At 59.6% G+C, this 25,451-nt stretch carries 22 protein-coding genes and 1 pseudogene; 9 read left to right on the forward strand and 14 right to left on the reverse strand.

Annotated elements, in window-relative coordinates; translation table 11 throughout:
- Position 1: 1 nt before the first annotated feature.
- The gene (locus tag ACXR0M_RS15985; protein WP_458832770.1) at positions 2–2,407 is read right to left on the reverse strand and encodes a glucose/quinate/shikimate family membrane-bound PQQ-dependent dehydrogenase; all 2,406 of its coding nucleotides are present in this window, start codon (positions 2,405–2,407) and stop codon (positions 2–4) included.
- A 329-nt stretch (positions 2,408–2,736) separates the two neighbouring features.
- Positions 2,737–3,606, reverse strand: coding sequence for a LysR family transcriptional regulator (locus ACXR0M_RS15990; RefSeq protein ID WP_458832771.1), 870 nt, complete (start codon positions 3,604–3,606; stop codon positions 2,737–2,739).
- A 147-nt stretch (positions 3,607–3,753) separates the two neighbouring features.
- On the opposite strand from ACXR0M_RS15990, the gene ACXR0M_RS15995 reads away from it, so the two are divergent.
- Both ACXR0M_RS15995 and ACXR0M_RS16000 read left to right on the forward strand, forming a co-directional pair.
- On the forward strand, positions 3,754–4,737 hold the full coding sequence (locus tag ACXR0M_RS15995) for a hypothetical protein (RefSeq protein WP_458832772.1): 984 nt from the start codon (positions 3,754–3,756) through the stop codon (positions 4,735–4,737).
- A gap of 56 nt (positions 4,738–4,793) precedes the next feature.
- On the forward strand, positions 4,794–5,561 hold the full coding sequence (locus tag ACXR0M_RS16000) for a sulfite exporter TauE/SafE family protein (RefSeq protein WP_458832773.1): 768 nt from the start codon (positions 4,794–4,796) through the stop codon (positions 5,559–5,561).
- Between the two features lie 50 nt (positions 5,562–5,611).
- Here the strand turns inward: ACXR0M_RS16000 and tspO are convergent, their stop codons facing one another.
- The 7 genes from tspO to ACXR0M_RS16035 form a co-directional block, all read right to left on the reverse strand.
- On the reverse strand, positions 5,612–6,055 hold the full coding sequence (gene tspO, locus ACXR0M_RS16005) for a tryptophan-rich sensory protein TspO (RefSeq protein WP_458832975.1): 444 nt from the start codon (positions 6,053–6,055) through the stop codon (positions 5,612–5,614).
- 57 nt (positions 6,056–6,112) lie between these two features.
- A complete protein-coding gene (locus ACXR0M_RS16010; protein ID WP_458832774.1) occupies positions 6,113–8,299 on the reverse strand; it encodes an ATP-binding protein in 2,187 nt (728 codons plus the stop codon).
- 150 nt (positions 8,300–8,449) lie between these two features.
- Positions 8,450–9,988: a cryptochrome/photolyase family protein gene (locus tag ACXR0M_RS16015; protein ID WP_458832775.1), complete on the reverse strand. Its 1,539-nt coding sequence runs from the start codon at positions 9,986–9,988 to the stop codon at positions 8,450–8,452.
- A 25-nt stretch (positions 9,989–10,013) separates the two neighbouring features.
- Complete coding sequence (locus ACXR0M_RS16020; RefSeq protein ID WP_458832776.1) at positions 10,014–10,319, reverse strand: DUF6482 family protein; 306 nt, start codon at positions 10,317–10,319, stop codon at positions 10,014–10,016.
- 49 nt (positions 10,320–10,368) lie between these two features.
- On the reverse strand, positions 10,369–10,911 hold the full coding sequence (locus tag ACXR0M_RS16025; RefSeq protein WP_458832777.1) for a DUF3833 domain-containing protein: 543 nt from the start codon (positions 10,909–10,911) through the stop codon (positions 10,369–10,371).
- A 304-nt stretch (positions 10,912–11,215) separates the two neighbouring features.
- Positions 11,216–12,340, reverse strand: a complete 1,125-nt coding sequence (locus tag ACXR0M_RS16030) for an alkene reductase (protein ID WP_458832778.1) — start codon at positions 12,338–12,340, stop codon at positions 11,216–11,218.
- Positions 12,341–12,441: 101 nt separating this feature from the next.
- Positions 12,442–13,119, reverse strand: a complete 678-nt coding sequence (locus ACXR0M_RS16035; protein ID WP_458832779.1) for a type 1 glutamine amidotransferase domain-containing protein — start codon at positions 13,117–13,119, stop codon at positions 12,442–12,444.
- 200 nt (positions 13,120–13,319) lie between these two features.
- On the opposite strand from ACXR0M_RS16035, the gene ACXR0M_RS16040 reads away from it, so the two are divergent.
- From ACXR0M_RS16040 to ACXR0M_RS16050, 3 genes and pseudogenes are all read left to right on the forward strand, one after another.
- Entirely contained in the window at positions 13,320–13,904 is a 585-nt protein-coding gene (locus ACXR0M_RS16040; protein ID WP_458832780.1) for a TetR/AcrR family transcriptional regulator, read from the forward strand.
- A 33-nt stretch (positions 13,905–13,937) separates the two neighbouring features.
- Positions 13,938–14,426, forward strand: a pseudogene (locus ACXR0M_RS16045) (LysR substrate-binding domain-containing protein); the annotation flags it as partial.
- A 131-nt stretch (positions 14,427–14,557) separates the two neighbouring features.
- Positions 14,558–14,806: a CsbD family protein gene (locus ACXR0M_RS16050; RefSeq protein ID WP_458832781.1), complete on the forward strand. Its 249-nt coding sequence runs from the start codon at positions 14,558–14,560 to the stop codon at positions 14,804–14,806.
- Between the two features lie 73 nt (positions 14,807–14,879).
- On the opposite strand, the gene ACXR0M_RS16055 is transcribed toward ACXR0M_RS16050, so the two are convergent.
- From ACXR0M_RS16055 to ACXR0M_RS16070, 4 genes are all read right to left on the reverse strand, one after another.
- Entirely contained in the window at positions 14,880–15,992 is a 1,113-nt protein-coding gene (locus ACXR0M_RS16055; protein ID WP_458832782.1) for an alkene reductase, read from the reverse strand.
- A 145-nt stretch (positions 15,993–16,137) separates the two neighbouring features.
- Positions 16,138–18,372: a xanthine dehydrogenase family protein molybdopterin-binding subunit gene (locus tag ACXR0M_RS16060; RefSeq protein ID WP_458832783.1), complete on the reverse strand. Its 2,235-nt coding sequence runs from the start codon at positions 18,370–18,372 to the stop codon at positions 16,138–16,140.
- Positions 18,369–18,842 (reverse strand): (2Fe-2S)-binding protein, encoded by a 474-nt coding sequence (locus tag ACXR0M_RS16065; RefSeq protein ID WP_458832784.1) that lies wholly within the window; start codon positions 18,840–18,842, stop codon positions 18,369–18,371. Before ACXR0M_RS16065 ends, ACXR0M_RS16060 begins: the two co-directional genes overlap by 4 nt.
- Positions 18,839–20,104 (reverse strand): c-type cytochrome, encoded by a 1,266-nt coding sequence (locus tag ACXR0M_RS16070; RefSeq protein WP_458832976.1) that lies wholly within the window; start codon positions 20,102–20,104, stop codon positions 18,839–18,841. Before ACXR0M_RS16070 ends, ACXR0M_RS16065 begins: the two co-directional genes overlap by 4 nt.
- 292 nt (positions 20,105–20,396) lie before the next feature.
- Between ACXR0M_RS16070 and ACXR0M_RS16075 the strand changes: the two genes are divergently transcribed.
- The 4 genes from ACXR0M_RS16075 to ACXR0M_RS16090 all read left to right on the forward strand — a co-directional run bounded on the left by ACXR0M_RS16075 (position 20,397) and on the right by ACXR0M_RS16090 (position 24,450).
- Positions 20,397–21,311, forward strand: coding sequence for a LysR family transcriptional regulator (locus ACXR0M_RS16075; RefSeq protein ID WP_458832785.1), 915 nt, complete (start codon positions 20,397–20,399; stop codon positions 21,309–21,311).
- Between the two features lie 126 nt (positions 21,312–21,437).
- Positions 21,438–22,430, forward strand: a complete 993-nt coding sequence (locus tag ACXR0M_RS16080) for an MBL fold metallo-hydrolase (protein WP_458832786.1) — start codon at positions 21,438–21,440, stop codon at positions 22,428–22,430.
- A 222-nt stretch (positions 22,431–22,652) separates the two neighbouring features.
- The gene (locus ACXR0M_RS16085) at positions 22,653–23,078 is read left to right on the forward strand and encodes a VOC family protein (RefSeq protein WP_458832787.1); all 426 of its coding nucleotides are present in this window, start codon (positions 22,653–22,655) and stop codon (positions 23,076–23,078) included.
- Between the two features lie 112 nt (positions 23,079–23,190).
- On the forward strand, positions 23,191–24,450 hold the full coding sequence (locus ACXR0M_RS16090; RefSeq protein WP_458832788.1) for a cation:dicarboxylate symporter family transporter: 1,260 nt from the start codon (positions 23,191–23,193) through the stop codon (positions 24,448–24,450).
- A gap of 115 nt (positions 24,451–24,565) precedes the next feature.
- Here the strand turns inward: ACXR0M_RS16090 and ACXR0M_RS16095 are convergent, their stop codons facing one another.
- Complete coding sequence (locus ACXR0M_RS16095) at positions 24,566–25,441, reverse strand: LysR family transcriptional regulator (RefSeq protein ID WP_458832789.1); 876 nt, start codon at positions 25,439–25,441, stop codon at positions 24,566–24,568.
- Positions 25,442–25,451: the final 10 nt, after the last annotated feature.

Here is a 25,451-nt window from a genome sequence, read left to right on the forward strand (position 1 = left end):
CTTATGGCAAGGCGTAGGCCATCACGTAGTCGCCGCGATCGGTCGACTGACGGGCGCCACCGGCGGTGACGACGATGTACTGCTTGCCGGTCTTCGGCGACACATAAGTCATCGGGCCGCCCTGGCTGCCAACCGGCAGACGTGCTTTCCAGACTTCTTCGCCGTTGCCGCTGTTGAATGCGCGCAGGTAGAAGTCCTGAGTGCCGGCGATGAAGATCAGGCCACCCTGAGTCGACAGGGTGCCGCCGAGGGTCGGCAGACCGATCTTGATCGGCAGGTGCATGCGGATGCCCAGCGGACCGGTGTCCTCAACAGTGCCGACCGGCACCTGCCAGGCGATTTTCTGGGTCTTCATGTCGATCGCGGTCAGGGTGCCGAACGGCGGCGCCTGGCACGGAATGCCGGCGACCGACAGGAAGCGGTTCTTGTTCACCGCATATGGCGTGCCTTTGAGCGGCACCGCGCCCATGCCGGTGTTCAACGCTTCGCCACCAGAGGAGGCCTGGGCCTTGTTCTGCGACGGGATCATCTGAATCCACAGACCCAGGCGCATGTCGTTGACGAAAATGAAACCGTGCACCGGGTCAGTGGAAATGCTGCCCCAGTTCATGCCACCCAGCGAACCCGGGAAGCTCAACGATTTGTCGGTGCCCGGCGCGGTGTACAGGCCGTCGTAACGCATCGATTTGAAATCTATCCGGCACAGCAGCTGATCGTACGGCGTGGCGCCCCACATGTCGGCTTCGGTCAGGTGTTGCGCGCCGATCTGCGGCATGCCCAGCGATTTCGGCTGGGTCGGCGAGTACGGTTCGTTCGGGATGTTCGCGGCTTTGACCGGGACTTCCTTCACTTCCGTCAGCGGTTTGCCGGTGGCACGGTCGAGAACATAGATCTGCCCGGCCTTGGTGCCGATGACCAGCGCCGGAATGGTTTTGCCGTCCTTGTCGAAGTCGATCAGGCTCGGCTGCATCGGCAGGTCGAAGTCCCACAGGTCGTTGTGCACGGTCTGGTAGACCCAGCGCTCATCGCCGGTTGTGGCGTCCAGCGCGAGGATCGAAGCGCCGTAGGTGTGATCAAGTTTGCTGCGTTCAACGCCATAGATGTCGGTGGAGGAACTGCCCATCGGCAGGAACACGGTGTTGGTCGCCGGGTCGTAGGACATCGGCGCCCAGCTGTTCGGCGTGCTGCGCACATAAGTGCTGCCATCGGCCGGGGCCTTTTTGTCCTGCGGGTTGCCCGGGTCGAAGGCCCAGCGCATGGCGCCGGTGATCACGTCGAAACCACGGATCACACCGCCCGGCATGTCGGTCTGCACGTTGTCGGCGACACGACCGCCCACCACCACGGTGGTACCGGCCATCAGCGGCGCGGAGGAGAGCTGGTAGTAGCTGTCCGGCACATCGCCGAGACCGGCCTTCAGATCAACCTGACCGTTGTTGCCGAAACCCTGGCAGAACTCGCCGGTGTCGGCATCGACCGCGATCAGCCGCGCATCGATGGTGTTGGTCAGCAGACGGCGCTGGCAGTTGGCGGCCGGCGCAGGTTTGGTTTCGATGATGCTCGAATTGGCCGGCTGAGCGATGGCCTTGGTGGCATCGAAATAGGCCATGCCACGGCAACGCTGCCAGACTTTCGACTTGGCGTTGATCGCGTTCTTCCACAGCTCTTTGCCGGTGTCGGCATCCAGCGCGATCAGGTTGTTGTGCGGGGTGCAGATGAACACCTTGTTGCCGATCTGCAGCGGAGTCAGTTGGTCCTCGGCACCGTTGCCATCGCTCTCGGCGACGTCACCGGTGTGGTAGGTCCACGCCACTTTCAGTTTGTCGACGTTGTTGCGATTGATCTGGTCCAGTGCAGCGAAGCGACTGCCGCCCTCGGTATTGCCGTAGTGCGCCCAGTCTTTCTGCGCATTGGCCGGTTCCACCGGAGTCAGGCCCGGGCCAGTACCGGTGGCCGCCACCGTCGGGTGCGCAACAAACATGTTGCCCGCCGCCACGGCCAGCGCTACCGCCAATACCGCCGCAACGCCATACGCGCCGCGACCGGGTACGCCACCGTTGGCGCGCTTGAGCAGCGGGTAGACCAGCGTCACCACCAGACCCACGACACTGAACATGAACAGACGCGAGAACACCGGCCAGAACACCAGCCCGGCATCGCTCACTGCCCAGATAGCCGTGCCCAGCAGAAACGCGGCGAACAACCAGGCACCGGCAGTTCTATAGCGCGCGATCAGCACACCGGAAACGGCCATCACCAGTCCACCCACGAGGAAGTACCACGACCCTCCCAGACTGACCAATTTCACGCCGCCAGCAGCTAGTGCCAAGCCGAGCAGGGCGATGATCACGCCCAGCCCGACCAGAATGAATTTAGATATGCCCGAGAGGCGTTGACTCTGCTTCACGTTGAATGTCCCATTGAGGTGAGGCGTGCAGTATATAGATAGGTAACTACCTAGTTAAATCACTAATTTGGAATGGAGTATAGATCGCCGTGTCTGCACGGGTTTGCGAGCAGGCAGGAACGCCCGCGGGAGGGCGAGGGTGGGCTATGGGTTGGAAAAAAGTCGGGTTACTGTTGGAATAAATGGAATTTTTGACAGGCGCTAGCCTGCAAGAGGGAGGGGATCGAAAAAGCGAAGATTGGAAAATGCCAGCCATCAACCGACGTGGTAATGGGAGCCCGATTGGCAGCGAGTGACGTCATTGAACGCGCAAAACTTTGAAAATGCCGTCAAACGTTCTTGAATTCCTCTACGAGCAACGCCGCGAATTTCTCTTTTGCTCGATGAGGCCCACTGTTTTTATTCCCGATAAAATAATTTTGAATGGGAACCAGGTCGTCAAATACAAAGCCGTTTATGTCACCGATCCGCCGAAACTGTTCAAAAATCCCTCTGGGCACTAATGAAACACCCGCTTTGGAGCTCACGCACCCGAGAATGGTGCCGTAGCTGGCGATGCTTGTTATCGCGCTGGACACACCATGCGCATGCAGCCAGTTTTCCAACGCCTTTCTATACGGACAGCCTTCTGGCCACATGAAAATGGCGGTGCCAATCAGGTCCTGCGGCTTATGTATTTGCCCCGCTGCTGAAGAGGCAATCAATACCAGCTCCTCTTTGTAGATTTCGATACTCTCAATATCCGGGTGGTCCTGATTGACGGCAATGATGGCGCCGTCAAGCTTGTGTTCAGCCACATCATTTAACAACTGCGACCAGTCACCCGTGCTGAACTGCATTTCTACAGACGGGTAGAGCTGATGAAACTTCGACAGCAGCCTGGGCAATCTGCCGGTCGCCGATGACTCAATGGCCCCGATCTTCAGCAGTCCCGATGGCGCCGCCGCAGGATCGAGGGCTCTTTGTGATTCCTGGCATAAAGCCAGGATCTTGTTTGTATATTCAAGAAATAATCTACCGGAAGGGCTGATAACCAGTCCCCGACCTTTTCTGATGAACAGAGAAACACCCAGTTCGCTTTCCAGTAGTTTGATTCTATTGGTGATATTGGACGGGACGCAGTGCAGTAGTTCAGAGGCGCGAATGATACTTCCGTGATCCGCGACCGTCTTGAACATGATGAGTTGAGAAAGCTCCATGCTATTGCTCATTTATAGTGAATGAATTGATCATTATAATTCACTTGTTGCAAGTCATCAACTGGCATACTTTTGAAGCCTGATTTAATTTCGGAAGTTTGAATCGGGAAATTAACTCGATATATCTTTAGGGAAAAGGATAAGCTCATGAGTTCGACTATGTTGCAAAGCCGCCTTGACGAATTTAGCAGTTACAGGACTATGCAAGAGTTTGGTGAGGTATTTATTGATGGGCTGCCAAAGCATATCAGGAATCTGAAAATACCTGGTCGAGCCATATTGCAAGGAGAACGCAGACAGTCAGTGCTGGCGAATGTTACGCATATTCCTGAAATCCAAGAGTCAATGCTAGAAGTCCTTAATCATTCCATTACGCAAGAAGCTCAACTTCATGCCGAAAACGCGTTTAAAAAGTTTCTTCAGAAGGATGTCGTGGATTCGTCTGTTCTGAAGTTCTTTAATGGGTGGAATGAAACACATAAAACCACCAGTTTGGTCTCTGCAAAAATAATCATGCGGCTGTCAGCAGACGCCATATCCGTACCTGCTGAAAAACACGTTGAGTATCTCAATGTAATGGCGCATATGCATGAGGTTGCAAAGGACGATTTCGGGCTTGGACATCCGGGGCATGACGGCATGTACGATTACATGACTTCGGCTTTTGGTGCGACTGCTTGGGTCGAAAGCCAATACAAGGTTCGTGAGTGCAATGAGTTTTCAGAGTTTCTTTATAATACTGGCGTCGCAGAACATAAATCGGCTCTGAATTCGATTGAGCATAAAAGCTCAATTATGGACGCCATGATGGTCTCCATTGCTTCTGAGCTCTGGAATGGTCGTGAGTATAATTTTATTGCCCAGTACATTGAGGCTAAGCTGCTTGCAATCAATCCTTCATTAAGGACCAATGTTCATACCCTGCGGAACGCAAAAGGTTACGTGATGGGACACTCAGGTGAAGTTGAAAACAAACACGGCCTGCACGCTCTGGCCGCTGCTCAAGCGTATGGCCGAACGGTGAACCTGCCCTTTAAGCTCGGTCGCCTGAAAGGCATCATGCTCAATTACAATGAGCGTGTAGGGAGAGCTTTCGAGGCCATGTATCAAAAGCTGAATGCTGAAAAATAGCGTAGAGGACGTCGTGATGCTTTACGCAGAGTTACAGTTCCGAAAGGACCTCCTGAATGGATGTTGAACAGGCGTTATTCGCCTTGGGCTTTTTTGCTTTCTGCGGTGGTTTGATCGATGCGGCGGTCGGTGGTGGCGGGCTTGTACAGCTGCCAGCGCTTTTGCATGCCTTGCCTCAGTACAGTTTGGCGACTGTTTTCGGGACCAATAAACTGGCGGTTCTAGCGGGTAATCTTTCTTCGATATACAGCTATACCAAAAGAATCAGGATTGTCTGGAAATTGATGCTTCCGACAATGCTTTCGGCATTTGTTTTTGCTTTTCTGGGCGCGTTTTCCGTGTCAATTGTGCCAAAGAAAATAATGGAGTTTGTTGTTTTCTTTATTTTGATCGCCATGGCGATATATACCTTTGCGGAAAAGCGCTTAGGCATGGTCAGCAATGACTTTCATTGCGGAACAAAGGAAGTTGCGTGGGGAATCTTTTTTGGTGGATTGATTGGTTTTTATGACGGCGTCTTCGGTCCGGGCAGCGGTAGTTTGTTGTTATTTATCTTCGTTAAATACTTTGGTTTTGATTTTCTAAACGCATCCGCTTCCGCCAAGCTGGTTAATCTTGGCACTTTCAGCGCAGCGCTCATGTTTTTTGTGCCAACCGGGAACGTGCTGTGGGCTGTAGGTGGCGTCGTAGCGCTGTGCAATATGGCCGGATCCCTGACTGGAGTGTTCTTGGCCTTGCGTTATGGAAGTGGTTTTATTCGAATCTTTTTCCTGATTCTGCTGGTGTTTCTGATTGGCCGAATGGGGCTGTCCCTATTCTCATAGATGAAACCGCGCCCCTTCGGCCCTTGAAGATCACTGAACGTTGATCCTGCTCAGCCTCGGTTATTACGCAAAATCGAAAAATTCAACGCCGCCGCCACACACAACCAAGCCAGATAAGGAAACAGCAGCAACCCAGTGATCACATCCAGGCGCAACGTCAGGACCACCATCACCGCGACCACCAGCCACAGCAGCGCCAGGATCACCATGGCTGCGAAAATCCGTTTTGCGCCGAAGAACACCGGCGTCCACAGCGTGTTCAGGGCGATCTGCGCTGCCCACAAGGCGAGCACCTGTTGACTGCCGGCGATCAGGGTCAGGCGGTAGCCAACCCAGGCCAACAGCAGGTAAATCGTGGTCCAGGCCAGCGGGAACACCCAGTTCGGCGGGGTGAATTTGGGTTTGTTCAGCCCTTGGTACCAGGCCCCGGGTTTGAACATCACGCCGGTGGTCGCCGCGGCACCGCAGGCGATAAGAAAAATCACAAAATTCACCATTTATCACTCCTTGGCCGCAGCCAGTCTGCTTGGGTTTATCGCCGCAACGGCTGTTTATTCCGGGTTGGCCGCCATCAGGTCACTGACCCGCGCCACCAACGTGTCCACCGCAAAGGGTTTGGTCAGCACCTGCATGCCTGGGCCGAGCTGTCCGGCGCCGATCACTGCGTTTTCGGCATAGCCGGTGATGAACAGGGTCGTCAGGTTCGGGCGGATCTCGCGGCCGGCGTCGGCCAGTTGCCGGCCGTTCATGCCGCCCGGCAAGCCGACATCGGTGATCAGCAAGTCGATCTGCACCTGCGAGCGCAACACTTTCAGCCCGGCGACGCTGTCGGCCGCCTCGATCACGCGATAGCCGAGATCGCCGAGCACTTCGACCAGCATCGCGCGCACCGTCGGTTCGTCGTCGACCACCAGAATCGTCTCGCCGGCCTTCGGCAGCGCCGTCGGGGCGGTGTCCTTGTCGTCGTGGCTGGGCAGCGGCTCGCCGAGGTGACGCGGCAGGTAGATGCTCATCGTCGTGCCCTGGCCAACCTGCGAATGCACCCGCACCTGACCGCCAGACTGTTTGGCGAAACCGTAAATCATCGACAGCCCCAGCCCGGTGCCCTGGCCCAGCGGTTTGGTGGTGAAGAACGGGTCGAACGCCTTGGCGATCACTTCGGCCGGCATGCCGGTGCCGGTATCAGTCACGCTCAGGCACAGATACTGGCCCTCGGGCATGTCCTGCGCGCGAGCGGTCTCGGCGTCCATGGTCAGGTTGGTGGTTTCGATGGTGATGCGTCCGCCATCGGGCATCGCGTCGCGGGCGTTGATGCACAGATTGAGCAGGGCGTTTTCCAGTTGACTGGCGTCCACCAGCGTCGGCCACAGCTGCGGTGCGCCAATGGTTTCCAGGCGGATACTCGGGCCCACGGTGCGCTGGATCAGTTCAGTCATGCCAGTCATCAGCAGATTGACGTCGGTCGGACGTGGATCAAGGGTCTGGCGTCGGGAGAACGCCAGCAAACGGTGGGTCAGGGCCGCGGCTCGCTTGACCGCGCCCTGGGCGGTGACCATGTATTTGTCGACTTCGCTCAGGCGCCCCTGTTGAATCCGCGCGCCCATCAACTCCAGCGCGCCGGAAATCCCGGCCAGCAGGTTGTTGAAGTCATGGGCCAGGCCTCCAGTCAGTTGGCCGACCGCTTCCATTTTCTGCGACTGCCGCAGTTTTTCCTCGGCTTGCATCAGCTCGGCGGTGCGCGCGGACACCCGTTGTTCGAGGGTGTCGTTGAGCGCGCGCAATGCGGCGAGCGCTCGATCCCGTTCGGCCTGGACGTTGCGCCGCTCCTCAACGTCGATGAGCACGCCGGGAAAGCGCAGCGGTGTGCCGTCAGCGCATTCCACCCGACCGTTGGCCTCGATCCAGCGGTATTTGCCGTCGGCGCGACGCACGCGGTACTGGTGCGAGTAAGCGCCGCCACGGCCAATGGCTTCGTCGATCGCCGTGATCAGGCCTTCGCGGTCATCCGGGTGCACGGTGGTGATCACTTGTTCGAGGCTGAGCCCTTCGCGACCCAACTCCGGGGCCAGATCAAACACCCGGGCGAACGCCTCGTCCACGGCAAAGCGGTCGGTGAGCAGGTCCCAATGCCAAGTGCCGATAATGGCGCCGGCGGCGAGGGCCAGTTGCACGCGTTCGACGTTCTCCCGCGCCAGAGCTTCGCTGGCGCGCAGGCGTTCCTGTGCGGCGCGGCGTTCGGTGACGTCGTTGAACAGGATCGCGATCTGCCGGTCGGCCGGGTCGCCGACCCGCACCGCGCGTACGTCGAACCAGCGTTCGAAGGTGTTGGCGTAATTCTCGAAATTCGCCGGTTCGCCGGTCCTGGCCACGTGACCATAGGTTTCGAACCAGAAGCGTTCCAGATTGGGCGCAAACTCGGTCACCCATTTGCCGCGCAGGTTGACCCCGCACTGCTGTTCGAACGCCGGGTTGGCTTCGACGAAGTAATAGTCGACGGGCTGGTCGTCGGCATCGAATTTGACTTTGACGATGGCAAACGCCGACTCGATGGTTTCCAGAATGGTGCTGAAACGCGCCTCGCTGCGGGCAAGCGCATCCCGACTGGCTTGCAGCTGCGCCGCCATGTCACGCTCGATATCGATCGTCCGCGTGGCGACCTGGGCATTCTCAAGCGCCGCGCGCAATCGCCTGACCTCTGACTCAAGCGCCCCGCGATCAAGATGTTTGAGGCTGTCCATTACACCTGCTTGTCTGATTTTCGGGAGTGGGTTGCGTAACGCGCCTGTGCATCGGGCAGTCGTGCACCGCGGTTGCCGTTACACCGTTGATCCGTTGACAGGGCGGGCCAGCGTTAAGTTTCACCGTCCGCGCCCGGTTGATGCCGAATATCAGATCGCCTGGCCGCTATCGAGCCTGGCCAACAGCGTTTGTCCGCGTTGCCACAGCGCTTGTTGTTTGGCCTCGGGCATGCGATCGAGGTTCTTGTACATCATTGCCATGCGCTGATTGCCGCGCAGCAAATCGCCGTGGCGCATCAGGAAATGCCAGTACAACGCGTTGAACGGGCAGGCATTGTCCGCCGTGCTCTCGCTGACCTTATAGGTGCAGCCGCGGCAGTAATCGGACATGCGATTGATGTATTGGCCACTGGCGCAATAGGGCTTGGAACCCAGATAGCCGCCGTCCGCGTGCATGACCATGCCGAGGGTGTTGGGCAGTTCCACCCAGTCGAATGCGTCCATGTAGATCGCCAGATACCACTCGCAGATCTGGCTCGGCGCGATGCCGGCGAGCAGGGCGAAATTGCCGGTGACCATCAGCCGCTGAATGTGATGCGCATAGGCGTGCTGCAGACTCTGGCCGATGGCTTGGCGCATGCAGTTCATCTGCGTCTCGCCGGTCCAGTAAAACTCCGGCAACGCGCGGCTGTTGCCAAAGGAATTGCCCAGCGCGTAGTCAGGCATTTTCAGCCAGTACACGCCGCGCACGTATTCGCGCCAGCCGATCAATTGGCGGATGAAGCCTTCGGCGGCGTTCAACGGCACGCTGCCGGACCAGTACGCCGACTCGACGTCGCTGCACAGCTGCCGCAGATCGAGCAGGCCGATGTTCAGCGCAGCGCTGATCCGCGCATGAAACAGGAACGGTTCGTCACTGGCCATGGCGTCCTGAAAATCACCGAAACCCGCCAGGCCATAATCGAGAAAGTACGCCCACAGCGCCTGAGCATCGGCGTGGGTAACCGGGTAGTTGAAGTCGTCGAGCGCGCCGTAATGGTTGCTGAACCGTGCCTTGACCAGTGCCAGCACTTCCAGGGTGATCGGGTCATTGTTGAAGCGAACCGGGTAGGGCGCCTTCACCCCCTTGGGCAGCGCCTTGCGGTTCTGCGCATCGAAATTCCACGCACCGCCCACCGGCGAACCGTCACCGTTGAGTAGCAAGCGGCTTTTGCGGCGCATCTCGCGGTAGAAGAACTCCATGCGCAGCTGTTTTTTGCCCTCGGCCCAGGCGGCGAATTCCGCCCGACTGCAGAGAAAACGCGCATCGCTGTGCCAATGAATCGCCAGAGCAGCATCGTTGATCGATTGCTCCAGACGCCAGTCGCCGCACTCGGTGACGTGCACTTCGCTGGCGTGCAGCAGTGCTTTCCAGCGCTGCAATTCGCCCGGCACCGAACCGCTGTTGTGCGGATCATCCAGGGTGACGTATTCGACCCGAACGCCTTGCTCGCGCAAGGCCTGGGCGAAATGGCGCATGGCACTGAAAATCAGCGCGATCTTTTGCGGATGGTGCGGCACATGGCTGGCTTCTTCCATGACCTCGACCAACAGCACGCAGTCGCGCTCGTTATCGAGATCCTTTAAGCAAGCCAGATCAAAGGACAACTGGTCGCCCAGCACCAGGCACAAGCGGCGGGTCACGTTCATTCAGTGAAACTCGACATCGGGCAATTCATAACGGTGAGGTCAGGGAGAACGGAATGCGCAGCTCTTCGACGGGATCGCTGTCGCGGCCGCACATTTCGTCGTGCACGCATTGCTGCACCAGCACACAGGGGAAGGGCGGCACGGTCTGCAGCAAGTCGCGCAGATGGGTGACCGAGCGCAGGTGCAGCGGCTTGGCAGCCTCGTCGAGCAAGGTGAACTGGCCGTGATCGAGGCGGATGCGCGCCAGGTAAAAACCACCTTCCAGCGACAGCAACTCCAGCTCGCGTATTTCGCTGTTGGCCGCATGTGCGGTGAGGGTCTGCAGATTCATGCTTCACTCCTTGCCTGCGCACGCAGGCGTTTGGCAAACACAGCGCGATTCATTGGCTCAGGCCAGCGCCCTGACGGCGGAAGAACAAGGTCACCTGGCCGACCTCGACGCCGAGCTTGGACATGCTGGTGCGATTGATCAGGGTGTCCTCGTCCATCAGGTACATCCAGTCGTCCATGCTCATTTCGTAGGTCGAGTCATCGACCGGCAGGTTCAGGCGATAACGCCAGTGCAAGGCGTTGCCCGCCAGCTGGCCCTGGGCGACACCCACCACATCATCGGCGCGACCGCTCCAGCGTCCTTGCCCTTCGGGCGTGAGGGTCCAGACGCGGCGTTGGCGCGTGCCGTCGCTATAAAGGAAGCGCTCGTCGAGAATCAGGTTATTGCCCTCGCGACGGCTGACGATGTTGACCTCGAACCGCTTGACCACCTCACCGCTGCGTTTCTGGAACATGCCCCAGGCTTTTACCGGCTGGCTGAAAAAGCGCTGCAGGTCGAACGCCGGTTGCTGGTCCGCATAACGGCTGACGTCCACGCTGCCGCAGCTCGTAACGCTGAGGACCAATGTCAGTAACAGCAGAAATCGGGTCATTACCTTGCTCCCTGGGCTTGTACGGTGAAAGGCCCTTGTACAGGTCTGGCGCCGGCTGATGAGCGCTCGGCGCAAGCCAGCAGGCTTTCAGACTTGCTTTTGGTCGCTACAGAAAGTTGTACGCGACGTTTTATGTTGTATAGGTTTTGTTCACGATAGGCTGAAAAAAATTACCTGACAATCAATCGGCGAAATTTTTTCCAAGAGGCACAAACCTCCCAGCGCAGCGCTGGAGGTTGCCAAGGGGGAAGGCAAGTAGGGGAGCGCTCCCTAGGGAGTGGGAGCGCTGGTGTGAATGGGGGATTTATTCGCTGTAAACCGGGTAATCCACATAGCCTTCGGCGTTACCACCATAGACCGTCGCGGGGTTCAGAGGATTGAGCGGCCAACCATTGGCGATACGTGCCGGCAGATCCGGGTTGGCCATGAACGGACGGCCGAACGCGACCAGATCAGCCAGCCCCGATTCGAGCAACCGCGCGCCGGATTCGGCGGTGTAGCGCCCGGCGTAAATGATCGCGCCGCTGAAAGTGTCGCGCACGGCGCGGCGGAAGGTCTGCGGCATTTCTGGCGCGTTGTCCCAATCGGCTTCGGCAATCGACAGATAGGCAATGCCTACGGCCTCCAGCACTTTGATCGCTTCGATGTAAGTGGTGTGTGGGTCTTCCTCGACCAGGCCGAGGTAAGTGCGCGCTTCGTCGGTGGTGGTGAACAGCGGTGCGAAACGTACGCCGACTTTGTCCTTGCCGATGCACTCGGCAACACCCATCACCACCTCGCGCAGAAAGCGCAGGCGATTGTCCAGTGAACCGCCGTACTGATCGGTGCGCACGTTGCTGTGGGCGGAAATGAACTGGTTCACCAGATATCCGTTGGCGCAGTGCAGTTCGATGCCGTCGAACCCGGCGTCCATGGCATTGCGCGCGGCTTGGATATACAGCTGAACCAGTTCCTGAACTTCATCGGTGCTCAGTGCGCGCGGGGCGGAGGGTTGGACCAGCTCGCCGGCACCCGGCGCGGTTTCGATGAACACGCTGACCCGATCAGTAGCAATCGCCGAGGCCGACACCGGCGCCGCACCCTCGGGTTGCAGCGCCGTGTGCGATACCCGGCCGACGTGCCACAACTGCGCGAAAATCACTCCGCCCTTGGCGTGTACGGCCTCGGTGACCAGGCGCCATCCGGCAATCTGTTCGGCGCTGTGGATGCCCGGTGTCCAGGCATAGCCCTGACCGCGCGGCTCGATCTGCGTGCCTTCCGTCACCAGCAAACCGGCACCGGCGCGCTGCTGGTAATACTCGGCCATCAACGCGTTGGCGATATTGCCCGGCTGGGTGCTGCGTTGGCGGGTGAGGGGCGGCAAGACGATGCGGTTCTTCAAGGTGTGATGGCCCAGGGTGACCGGGGTGAAGAAAGGGCTGTTGTTCATGACATTCCTGTTCTGGCTTATTAGACCAGTCGACTAGTTGCGGGATAAAAAAAACACCGTGCAGACCGCGCACGGTGTTCGAGAGCTTGATTCGATATGAATCAGCCGAGCATTTTCAGCAGTTGTTCAGCCACCGCTGCCGAACTGGCCGGGTTCTGGCCGGTCACCAGTTGCCCGTCGGCAACCACGTGAACCTGCCAGTCGCCGACCTTGGAGTAGTGCCCGCCGAGACGCTGGAATTCGTCTTCGATCAGGAACGGCACGACATCCGTCAGGCCAACAGCGGCTTCTTCGGCGTTAGTGAAACCGGTGACTTTACGGCCCTGAACCAGCGGCTTGCCATCGGCAGTCACGACATGACGCAGCACGCCCGGCGCATGGCAGACGAAACCGTGTGGCTTGTTGCTGCGGTCGAAGGCTTCGATCAAGGCGATCGAGTGCTTGTCTTCAGCCAGATCCCACAGCGGGCCATGGCCGCCTGGATAAAACACTGCGTCGAAGTCGTCTGCGCGGACATCCGCCAGGCGCCCGGTGTTGGCCAGTGCCTGTTGGGCGGCAGGGTCTTTGCGGAAGCGGTCGGTTTCAGTGGTTTGCGCACCGGGTTCATCACTTTTCGGATCAAGCGGTGGCTGGCCGCCAGCAGGGGAAACCAACGTGACTTCGGCGCCGGCATCCTTGAAGGCGTAGTAGGGGGCGGCGAACTCTTCGAGCCAGAAGCCGGTCTTCTTGCCAGTGTTGCCGAGCTGATCGTGGGAAGTCAGAACCATCAAGATTTTCATAGCGCACCCTTGGGGTTGGTTGGTGTCGGCGAATGGGTTCGCGTTCGACACCGTTGGAAGGATTGACGAGGCACAGCATAGATTCCAATTAGACCGGTCGTCTAGTAATTTTTTCGTGGCGTGTTTCCGGGCGTTTGCTGTGGCAAACTTCTGCTCATTGGAAATATACGACTGGTCTATTGTTTGGTATTTTGCGCCCCATGAAACCGACCTACGACGATACCCGCCAACACCTGCTCGACACCGGCCACCGCATGATGGCCGAAAAGGGCTTCACCAGCGTGGGCCTGAGCGAGATCCTGCAGACCGCCGGCGTGCCCAAGGGCTCGTTCTATCACTACTTCAAATCCAAGGAGCTCTACGGCCAGGCGCTGCTGGAGGATTACTTTGTCGGCTATCTCGCCGACATGGAACGCCGCCTGACGCTACCGGGCCTCAGCGCTTACGAACGATTGATGGATTACTGGCAGGGCTGGCAGAACCGCTGCACCCTCGAAGGGCATGGCGACGAATGTCTGGTAGTGAAGCTGAGCGCAGAAGTCGCCGACCTCTCCGAATCGATGCGCCTGACCCTGCGTGACGGCGCCGAACGCATCGTCGCGCGCATCACCACGTGCCTGGAAGAGGGGCAACTGGATAAAAGTCTGCCGAAGACCGACGCCCGGCAACTGGCCGAAACCCTTTACCAGTTGTGGCTAGGCGCGAGTCTGTTGAACAAGCTGCAACGCACCGGACAATCGTTGCAGACCTCGATGGCGATGACGGAGCGCTTGCTGGAGCACTGAGTTGCGTCAGGACAAGGCTATGCGGGGCAGGGCAGCCGCGACAAGATCGACGTCGACATCCGCCATGGCATGCCCAACTGGCCGAGCTACGAAGTGCGCACGATCCGCAATGAGCGGATCGCGGTGCTGGCCTCGCCACGGTTATTGGAGAAACGTCCGATCACTTCGGCTGCAGATCTGCTGGACAGCCAGTTGATCCTGTCCGAAGCGACCTTGATCAAGTGGCCGCAACTATTTGCCCAGCACGGCGTATCGCGCCCGGAAAAACCCTACACCTTGAGTTTCGACCGTTCGTACATGACGCTCGAAGCTGCCAGTCACGGCCTCGGATTTGCCCTGGAAAGCACGCTGCTGGCTCAGGACCATCTGGCGCGCGGCGCCTTGGTGGAAGTCGCGCCGCAACTGAGCGCGCCAATCACCGCGCATCATCTGGTGTTCCCCAAAGCCCATTCGAACTTCCCCCGGGTCCGACGGTTTCTGGAATGGATGCAGAAAGAACTGGGCCATGATTTCAGTTACTGAAAGCCTCGCACCGCCGCTCATGAAAATTGAACTAACCCGCGAGCGCGATCCCCTAACGCCGTGCAAGTACTCCACTTGCCAGCTCAGGGACGTTCTGGGCTTTGCGCTCGCACACAGAGGTTTGATCAATCATGAAGAGTGAACAAGTAGAAGGCGTGGCACAAAAACTGGCCGGCAAGGCGCAGAGCACAGTCGGCAGACTGCTCGGTGATTCGGCGCTGGAAGCGGAGGGCACAGGTCGTCAGGCCGCGGGTCAACTGACCAAAACCTACGGCGACACCCTCGACACTGTGTCGACCTTCGTTAAAGAAAGACCGGTTGCTGCACTGGCCATCGGCGCCGCTGCGTTGATGCTGGTGAATCGTCTGTTTCGCCGGTGAACCGGCACTGCCGCTCGTTGCCCCGTATCGGCGGTAACGAGCGGTTCAAGCCATTGACCTGGACCGCGCGCGATCACGCGTGGGCCGGGTAATCGATATACCCCCGCTGATCCCCACCAAAAAAACTCGCCGGATCCGGCGTGTTCAGCGTCAGGCCGTCGTGCAGCCGGCGCGGTAGATCCGGGTTGGCGAGGAACGGCCGGCCAAAGGCAATGATGTCGGCCCGGTCTGAACGCAACGCTTGTTCAGCGGACTCTGCGTCATAGCCACCGGCTAGGATCAGCACGCCGTTCCAGGTCTGGCGCAGCTGGGTGATGATCGCATCCCAGCGCGGGTCAAAGTTTTCATCCTTGACCGTCCCGACCATCGCCGGCTCGACCAGGTGCAAGTACGCCAGATTCCACTGATTCAACGCCTTGACCAGATAGCCGAACGTGGCTTGCGGCGTGTCATCGCCCATGCCCATGAAGCGGCCCATCGGCGTCAAGCGCACGCCGACCCGTTCCGCCCCGACTTCTTCGGCCACCGCCGCCACCACTTCGAGCAGAAAACGCGCACGGTTTTCCACGCTGCCACCGTAGGCGTCCTCGCGCTGGTTGCTGTGGCTGTTGAGGAATTGGTCGAGCAGGTAGCCGTTGCCAGCATGAATCTCTACGCCATGCATGCCGGCGTTCAGCGCGTTGCGAGCGGCGCGGCGATAGTCTGCGACGATGTCGCCGATTTCTGCAGTTTCCAGCGCGCGTGGTACCGGCACGTCGCCCCAGACACCGTTTCCCTGTTCATCGACGATGAAGGTTTTGCCCGGCACGGGCAGGGCGCTCGGCGCGACCGGCAAACCGGCGTCGGGCTGGAAGCTGGGATGCGACACGCGGCCGACATGCCACAGCTGCATGAAGATCAGGCCGCCGGCGTCCTTTACCGCGTCACTCACTTGCCGCCAGCCTTGAACCTGGGCGTCGGTGTAAATGCCCGGTGTCCAGGCATAACCCTGACCCTGACGGGAGATCTGCGTGGCCTCGGTGATGATCAACGCGGCCGTGGCGCGCTGGCGGTAATACTCGGCGTTCATCGCGGTCGGGACATCCCCCGGCTGGCCGGCGCGCGAACGCGTCAGTGGCGCCATCGCAATGCGATGCGCAAGGGTGTAAGGGCCAAGGGCGATGGGTTGGAACAGGCGGCGGGTCATGGGCAACTCCAGCGTTCGAGCAATGAGATTCGGCTGCGTCGCCAGTGCGGCGCAGGTCATGGGCTTAACTTAACCGGGGGCGGGTGGGGTGATAATCCATCGGGGCCGCTACGCTGCATTGCGCGTCGCGCAACGGCCCCTGCGTTCAGATCTGTTGATTCGAGCGGGTCAGCGGCAGGTTCAGCCAGCGCCGTCCGGTAGCGTCGGCGACGGCGTTGCCCAGCGCGGCGGCCATCGGCCCCTGGACAATTTCGGCGGCGCCCAGAAACGGTTGGCCGGGCTGATCGAGGAGGATCACTTCGACTTTTTTCGGCAGTTGCGTGAAGCGCAAGATCGGATAGCCGCTCCAGTCGTAACTGCGAATCCCGCCAGCGTCGTAGGCGACTTTTTCGTACAGCGTCCAGCTCGTCGACTGCACAATCCCGCCTTCGACCTGATTGCGCAGACCATCCGGACTGACGATCTGCCCGACATCCACCGCCGTGACCACATGTTCGACGCGGACTTCCCCGGTCTGCGGATGCACGCGCAGCCTGACCGCAATGGCGCAGTAACCCATGATGTTTTTGTAGCGGGCGAAGGCGAACCCAAGGCCAGCGCCGGGTTCGTCAGTCTTGTGCGGCCAGTCGATGGCGTCGCGCACACGCTCGATCACCGCACGGGCGCGCGGGTCAGTCAGATGCGCCAGACGCAGCGCCACCGGGTCAATTGTGGCTTGCCTGGCCAGTTCATCGATCGCCGCTTCAATGGCAAAAATATTGATGTGCGCGCCAAGCGAGCGCATTGCCGAGGTGCGAAAAGGCATCGTGGTAACGAAGTTCATGTTGATTTGCGTGGCGCCCAGTTCGTACAGCGGCACCGCGTTGCGATCGCCGTCACCTTCGGGCTGGGCAATCGGCACCGACGGCGCCGAGGTGAAGGGTTTAGCCAGCAGCCGGGCGGGCAGCAGGCGCCCGGCGTTGACGATTCGCTCGTTGTGCGGGGTGGTCCAGAGTTCGTAGTGCCAGTCCTGCAGACGCTGGTTCGCGAGGCCGGCGTCGACTTCCGCCACCATCGCCGAGCTGTAAGGTTCCCAGAGGTTTTCCTGTTCGCGCATCCACTGCACACGCACCGGCGTGCCGGGCACGCGCACAGCGATCAAAGCTGCGTCGGCGGCGGCATCGTCGGCGCCGTTGTGCCCGTAACAACCGGAGCCTTCAGTGTGAATGCAGCGCACACGCTCGGGTGGCAGACGCAGCATCTCCGCAATGCCGGCCCGCAGCGGGTAGACCCCTTGCGTGTGCGTCCAAACGGTCAGCACTTCATCCTTGAACCAGGCTACCGCGCAGGACGGGCCGATGGAGCCGTGCATCAAATATTGCTTGGTCACCCGCGCGCGAAATCGTGTGTCGGCGCCGCTGTCGGGCGAGCCGTCATTGCTGATCGGATAACGCCGCGCCGGCAGGCGCCTGAGCAGATCATGAATCTCCGTTGCCTCGGGAATCGCATCGCCGCCGCTCCACTGCGCAAGCTCGGTCGCCCGGCGCATGGCCTTGATCGCTTGCCATTCATCACGGGCGACCACCGCCAGATAATTTCCATCACGGATCACCTTGACCACCCCGGCCAGCGCTTCAATAGCAGCGGCATCGAAGCGTTGCAGCGTGCAGCCCGGACGCGGCGGGCGAATCACTCGGGCGTGGAGCATGCCCGGTAGGCGCATGTCCTGCACGAACGCGGCGCCGCCGCTGACTTTCGCCGGGATGTCCAGACGTGGCAGCGAATGCCCGATGAGTTTGAAATCCACCGGCGCCATCACCGGCGATTGCGCCTTGGCGTATAGATGCACATCGACATGGCTGACGGCTTCGGCGTAAGTCATGTGCTGCCCGGCGGGGCCATGGATCGTAGCGTCACGCGTGCCGAGCAGCGCCGGATCAACCTGCCAGCTGCGCGCCGCGGCCTCGAGCAACATCTCGCGCACCTGCGCGGCAGCGTTGAACAACGCCGTGCCGCTGTCGAAAATACTGTGGCTGCCTGCGGTGTAGCCCTCGTTCGGCGTCAGCGCGGTGTCGGCGGTGAGCAGGTTGATGGCCGACGGGGCGACCTGCAAGCGTTCGGCGGCGATTTGCAGCAGCGCGGTTTTGACTCCGGTCCCCAGTTCGACTTTGCCGGTGTACACGCTGATGCCGTCGGCGCCGATGCGAATCCACGCATCCAGAAACGGGTTGGTGCGCAGACTGCCGGGCAAGTCGGGAGCGAGCACCACGGTGCCGAGGGTATCGACTTCGCTGTCGGCGAGAACCCGGCGCGCCATCGGCATCAGGGTGAAGGCCATCAGCAGCGCGCCGCCGCGAAGGAAGGCGCGGCGGCTGGGATTCAACTCGTTCGTTGTGCTCATGCCCGGCTCCCGCTGTGCCCGGCAACCGCGCTGATGGCGTCGATGATGCGCAGGTGCGTGCCGCAGCGGCACAGATTGCCAGCCATGTGCTCGCGAATGGTCTGCTCGTCCGGATGCGGATCGCGCTCGAGTAGCGACTGCGCGCGCATCAACATGCCGGCGATGCAGTAGCCGCACTGGGCCGCCTGTTTTTCAATGAATGCGGCTTGCAGCGGACCGGGATTTTCCGCGCTGCCGAGGCTTTCGACGGTTCGGATTTTTTTGCCTTCGAGCCCGGCGCATGGCGTCAGGCAGGCGAACACCGGCTGGTCGTCGACGATCACCGTGCAGGCGCCGCATTGACCCAGACCGCAGCCGTACTTGGCGCCATTCAGGCCCAGGTGGTTGCGCAGGGCGTACAACAGCGGCATGTCCGGCTCGAGTTCCAGCGGCCGGACGGCGCCGTTGACGTTGAGGGTGATCTGGCTCATTTCGTCTCCTGACGTAACGCTTCGAGAGTGGCAGTAAGGTCGACCCAGGGTTGATCGGGGCGGGCGCGCTGGCGCAGGTAAGTGGCGAGCGCGGCGATTTGCGTGTTGTCGAGACTGGCCGCGAACGGCGGCATGACCGGCCCCGGTGCACCGGGCGTGGCGGGTAGTCCTTCAAGCACGGTTTTGACGAAGTTGCGTGAACTGACGGCGTTCAACGCCGAGGTACGACTGAGCGACGGGCGCCCGTCGATCTCGCGCATCGGTGCGGCAGCGCCATGGCAGCCGGCACAGGCGCTGCTGAACAGCACGACGCCAGAGGCTTGCGTCGCCGGGTCGATGGGTGCGGGATTGGTTGTGGTTTCGGTGACGGTTTGCGGATTGTCGAGACTCAGCAGGTAGTCGGCGATGGCTTCGGCTTCACTCGCCGGCAATCGCGCCAGACTCAGACTGACCGGGCGCATTGGCCCGGCCGGCGTGCCGTGACCGGCAACCACCTCGGCGCGCAGATAACTCACCAGCTGCTCGCGGTGCCAAGGCAAGGCGCGTTGTCCCAGACCGAGCAGCGAAGGCGCGTCCCAGCCATCGACGCTGCCGCCCTGCAGATACTTCGACGATTTTTCTGCGCCAATCAGGTTCAGCGGCGAGTGACAGCCGGCACAGTGGCCGGGACCGTCAACCAGATAACGTCCGCGATTCCATGTCTCACTTTGCTGCGCGTCAGGCTCGATCGGTTCGCCGTGCAGAAACAGCAGATTCCAGAACGACACCAGCGGACGAATGTTCATCGGGAAATTCATCTGGTTCTGCCGCGCCGGTGCCTGCACGGCGGGGCCGCTCATCAGGTAGGCATAAGCGTCGGCGATGTCGGTGGCGCTCATCCGCCGATAGTGCACGTAGGGGAACGCCGGGTAGAGGAAATGCCCGTCGCGGGCAATGCCCTGGCGCATCGCCCGTTCGAACGCCGGCAGCGACCACTGGCCGATACCGGTTTGCGCATCCGAAGTGATATTGGTGCTGTACAGCGTGCCGAATGGCGTCACCAGCGGCAGCCCGCCGGCCAGATATTCACCACCGGGGCGGGTATGACACACCGCACAGTCGCCGGCCTCCACGACTCGGGCACCGCGCTGCACCTGTGCGGCATCGAACCTGAGTGGGCGTTCGATCGGCGCAATCGCCGGGCGCCACATCAGCAGCGTGGCGCAGATCAGTCCGATGACCGCGAGCACGGCGACGCTGATCCACAGTGTTCTGGATTGCAGGAATGAGCGCTTCATTGCAGGGCGCGAAACAGGGCAGGCAGTGGTCGTGCGGACGAGGTACGAGTCATGGAAACGCTCCTTGTAATCACTTGGGAAGGGCGCCGCCAAAGATCACCGCGCCAGGAGCTAAAGCCTAGAGAAGTCGCGAGCGCCGGAGAATCACTGGCTCGCGCAACAGCGCGTTGCGTGACAAGCAACGCTGTTAATGCCATTGGTTCAAGCACGGGCATACAAGACGACGGGCGATCGATGTTGCACAATCAACGCCGTTTCCTTCGTGCGGACTTCACTTATGGACAAGTTGCTGGCCCTGAAAATGTTTGTTGAAACCGTGCGCTGCGGCGGCTATTCCTCGGCCGCGCGCAAGCTCGGGATCTCGACGTCTTCAGTGACACGGCAAGTGGCGGGGCTGGAACACGATCTGGGCGCGAGCCTGCTCAACCGCACCACGCGCAACACCAGCGTGACCGTCGCCGGGCAGATCTATTTCGAAAAAGCCGTGGCCATTCTCGACGCCATCGACGAAGCCGACGCCGTGGTCGCCGACCGTGGCAGCGAGGCGCAGGGACGACTGCGCATCAGCGTGCCGGTGGAGTTCGGCCGGCGCCTCATTGCCCCGCACCTCAGCCGTTTGCTCGAGCGTCACCCAGGTCTGGAAATCAGCCTGTCCCTCAGCGATCAGGTCAGCGACTTGCTCAGCGAGCAGATCGACGTTTCGGTGCGCCTGGGCTCGACAGTGGTCAGCGAAGACGTAGTCAGCAAACGCGTCGGGCAGTTTCAGCGCTGGGTAGTCGCCAGCCCGGACTACCTTGCGCGACATCCAGCGCCGGCACAGCCGCAGGATTTGCTGGAGCACCAATGCCTGCGTTTTGACTACGGCGGCAGTCATCAACACTGGACCTTTCAGGACGCTGAGGACGCGATTCAGCTCAACGTTCAGGGACGCCTGCAAAGCAACAACGCTGACATTCTGCGCGAAGCCGCCATCGGTGGCGGCGGGGTGGCGCTGCTGGCCGACTGGCTGGTGCGCGACGACGTGGCCGCCGGCCGCCTGATTCGTCTGCTCGAACACTACGAGGCCAACCCCGGCAGTGCCAGCAGTTGCATCAACGCGCTGTACCTGCCCAATCATCGCGGCTCGAGCCGGATCAATGTGTTCATTGATTTTCTCGGGGAGATTCTGGCGCCGTCAGCCACAGCCGGGTAACCGTGCCCACGCGGTCTGGGGGCAAATCAGCACAAGCCTGCAATTTCGCGATGCCTTACACGTGCATGATCGATTGACTGCGGCTGACAGAAGTCGCCGCGTTTCCAACTCGATCAGGGGTGAGACATGCAACATTCTCAGACATGCACGCTGCGCGGATTAGCGCTTGGGTTAGTCATGGCATCGTTCGGCGCTCAGGCCCAGGCGCCGATTCAGGCCAGTCAGGTGCCCGGTTATTATCGGTTGGCGGTCGGTGATTACGAGGTCACGGCGCTGTTCGACGGTTACAACGACCTGTCGCCCAAGTTGTTGCAGGGCATGAGCCAGAATCAGATCCGCGCGCTGTTGGCGCGGCGTGCGATCGAATCGCCAGGCGTGCAAACCGCGTTCAACGCGTTTCTGATCAATACCGGCAAGCAACTGATCCTGGTCGACACCGGCGCGGGTCAATGCATCGGTGCCACCGCCGGTCAGCTCTCGTCCAATATGCGAGCCGCCGGCTACAAGCCGGAGCAGGTCGATGTGGTTTTGCTGACCCACCTGCATCTGGATCATGTCTGCGGCTTGGTGGACGATCACAAACAACCGATCTTCGCCAACGCAACGGTGTATGCCGCAAAAGCCGAAGCCGATTACTGGCTGGACCCGCAAGCGCTGGCCAAGGCGCCCGAGGCGGCCAAGGGTTATTTCAAAATCGCCCAGGACTCCACCGCGCCGTACGTCGCGGCCGGACACTTCAAAACCTTCGCCCCCGGCCAGTTGCCAGTGCCGGGTGTGACCGAAGCGGCGCTGGAGGCCGGGCACACGCCGGGCAGCACCACCTACCGCTTCACCTCGCAGGGCCAGAGCATTCTGTTCATGGGTGACCTGGTGCATAACCTAGCGGTGCAGTTCCTGCATCCGGAAGTGTCGATCGGGTTCGACGTAAACAGTCAGCAAGCGATCAAGAGCCGCAATCAGGTATTCACTGCCGCTGCCACCACCAAGACCTGGGTCGCGGCCGCGCACTTGCCGTTCCCCGGTATTGGCCACATCAGCGCCGTGGACAAGCATTTCGAATGGGTGCCGGTGGAGTACGGGCCGTATGAACGCGCGAGCAAGGTGCCGTTGATCGAGTAAGCCAGGATTGGGCTCGCATCAAGTGCAACGCGCCGCCACCGCGCGGCGCAGAACTCAAAACAGGCTTGCGAATAACAAAATAAAATTGTGTTTGTGAAAAATTTATATTGATTTTTTTAACGTCAGAGGCGTTTTAGCATGACTCTGCTTTGAAAAAAACCGCCGGTCATCCAGCGCGACGTCCGGCTTCACAAACCAATAAAAACTGTTTTCGGAGTTCCGATGAGCCTCTCTCCTTTCCACCTTGCAATCCCTGTATATGACCTGGCCGCTGCCCGTCACTTTTATGGTGAGGTTTTCGGTCTGTCCGAGGGCCGTTCCAGCACTCAGTGGGTTGATTTCGATTTCTACGGTCATCAACTGGTCATCCACGAGCACCCGAAGACCGCTTCGCAAGAAAGCGTTCACAGCAATCCTGTCGATGGCCATGACGTACCGGTTCCGCACTTCGGCGTCATTCTGGAGTGGGCACAATGGGAAGCGTTGGCTGAACGCCTCGAAGCGCGCGCGACCAGGTTTGTTATCGAACCTTACATTCGCTTCAAGGGACAGGTCGGAGAGCAAGCCACCATGTTCCTGTTCGATCCGTGCGGCAATGCCCTCGAGTTCAAAGCATTCAAGGATATGAGCCAGCTATTCGCCAAGTGATGTAAAGCTGGCGCACATTCGACGTGCGCCAGAAACACTCAAATGAGCTGGAAGCTCATGAATCTAGCTACTGCGCTACAGCAGCCCCTCTCATTCCAATAAAAGGCTAGACATGAAACGTATCCCTTTGGTTTGGCAAATAGTTGCCGGGCTATTGCTTGGCGTGCTCGTGGGTTGGTATTTCAATACACACCCGGAAAATCAGGTTTGGGTCAGCACCGAAGTGCTTAAACCACTCGGAGATATCTTCATCAAGATGATGAAGATGGTGGTTGTGCCGATTGTGTTCTGTTGCATGATTCTCGGTATCGCGGGCGGTGGTGATAACAAATCGTTCGGTCGGATGGGCGCGAAGTCACTGGTTTACTTCTTTGCGATCACCAGCCTCGCAATTGTTCTGGGTTTGTGTTTTGCCAACCTTTTCGAGCCAGGCAAAGGCACCGAAATTGCGGGCATATCCCATAGCGCTGCCGCTGTGCATATGGAGCCGTCGAAAGGCGCGCTGATCATCCTGCAAAATATCGTTCCCGATAACGTCATCGTGGCGATGTCGGAAGCGAAGTTGCTGTCGGTGTTGTTCTTCGCGGTATTGCTCGGAATGGCGTTGAACACGTTGCCTAAAGCGAAGACCGCACCGGTCATTGCCGTGGTTCAAGGTTTCTCCGACGCAATGTTCAAAGTGGTGTCCTTCGTTATGGCTTATGCACCCATCGGTGTGTTTGGCATGATTGGCGCCACAGTTGCCACGTTTGGATTCGCCTCTTTGTTGCCGTTGCTCAAGTTGATCGGGGTTGTGTATCTGGCGCTGATTACCTTTGCGTTGGCGATGTTGGGAGGGGTCTGCTATCTGATCGGTGAAAATGTTTTCAAGTTGATCAAACACTTTCGCGATGAGTTGATTCTGGCTTTCTCCAGTGCAGCCTCTGCTGCCGTCATGCCGCAGTTGATGACCAAGCTGGAAGCCTATGGCGTCCCTCGCCGCATTGTCAGCTTCGTAGTGCCGGTGGGGTATGCGTTCAATCTGGACGGCGCTTCGATCTTCCTCGGCGTGGCAACGATCTTCATCGCTCAGCTGTATGGCATCGATCTGTCATTGACGCAGCAGATTTTGCTGGTGGTCACGATGGTGCTGACGTCAAAGGGCGCTGCAGGTGTGCCTGGGTTTGCCATTATCATTTTGTCGGCGACCCTGGCGTCTGCCGGACTGCCGCTGGAAGGGGTTGCGTTGATTGCCGGGATTTTCCGGATCATTGATAGCGGAACCACGACATTGAACGTGCTGGGTAATGCAATTGCCCCTCTGGTCATTGCCAAGTGGGAAAAAGCACCCTTGGTACGCAAAGACGGTGCAGCTGCCGGGCAGAGCGTCTAGCCAGTGAGACATAAGAGCCTTCCACGCCAACCGCGTCGAAGGCTCTTTTTTTGCCTGATAAATCAATAATGAATCGTTGCGGTGGGCAATCCGCCTATCTGGCCAAGAACCCTGGCTAGTGCCGTTTCGCAGCCTGCTCGATGATGAGTTGAGCCAGCAACTTTACCGGCTCGCTCAGACTGCGCCGCGTACGATGAACCAGTCCGATGTCACGGTGAAAAGTGCGTTCTTTCAAGTCGATCGCACGCACTTCACGCGGCCACTCATTGCTCGTGGCAGTTTCCGGGACGAGTGCTACACCAACGCCGTTCGCGACGAGTTTGATGATCGCATCCAGTTCATCGAGCTCGCAGACCTCATGTAATGAAACATGGGTCTGGCGCAAGAACCGGTCAACCTGGCGCCCGCCGAAAGATGAGCGGTCGTAGCGTATGAACGGTTGAGTGGAAACCAGCTCCGCCCAGTCCTCACCCGGCATATCGGCAGGTACGATCAAGCGGTACGGTTCACGCGCCAGCGTCGTCCAGCGCAGGTCGCTTTGCAGCGAAAAGGGTGGGCGAATGATTGCGGCCATGTCGATTTCACCTGAGTCGACCTGATTCACCAATTCCATCGAGAGCCCGGGAACCACACGCGTCCGGCATTCCGGAGAGCAATGGTGAAATTGCGCAAGAGCCTCCGGCAAGTAAGAGCGTTGTACCGACGCAATCGCGCCGAGAGTGACCAGAATACTGGCTGGAAGGCCTACCGCGCTGGTGCCGAGATTCTTGAACTGGCGCACCAGTTCCTGGCCCTGCCTTAGCACCTGCTGTCCCATTTGATTGAGTTGCGCCGAGCGACCTTTTCGGTCGAATAATTCGACCCCAAGCTCAGCTTCGAGGCGCTGCATTTGTGCGCTGACGGCCGCTTGGGTAAGGCCGATCTTGCTGCCCGCGGCGGCGAAGGTGCCTTCACTTGCCACTGCTATCAGCGTTTTGAGTTCTTTGATCATGCGCGAGTAA

Source organism: Pseudomonas sp. Eth.TT006, assembly GCF_054456575.1.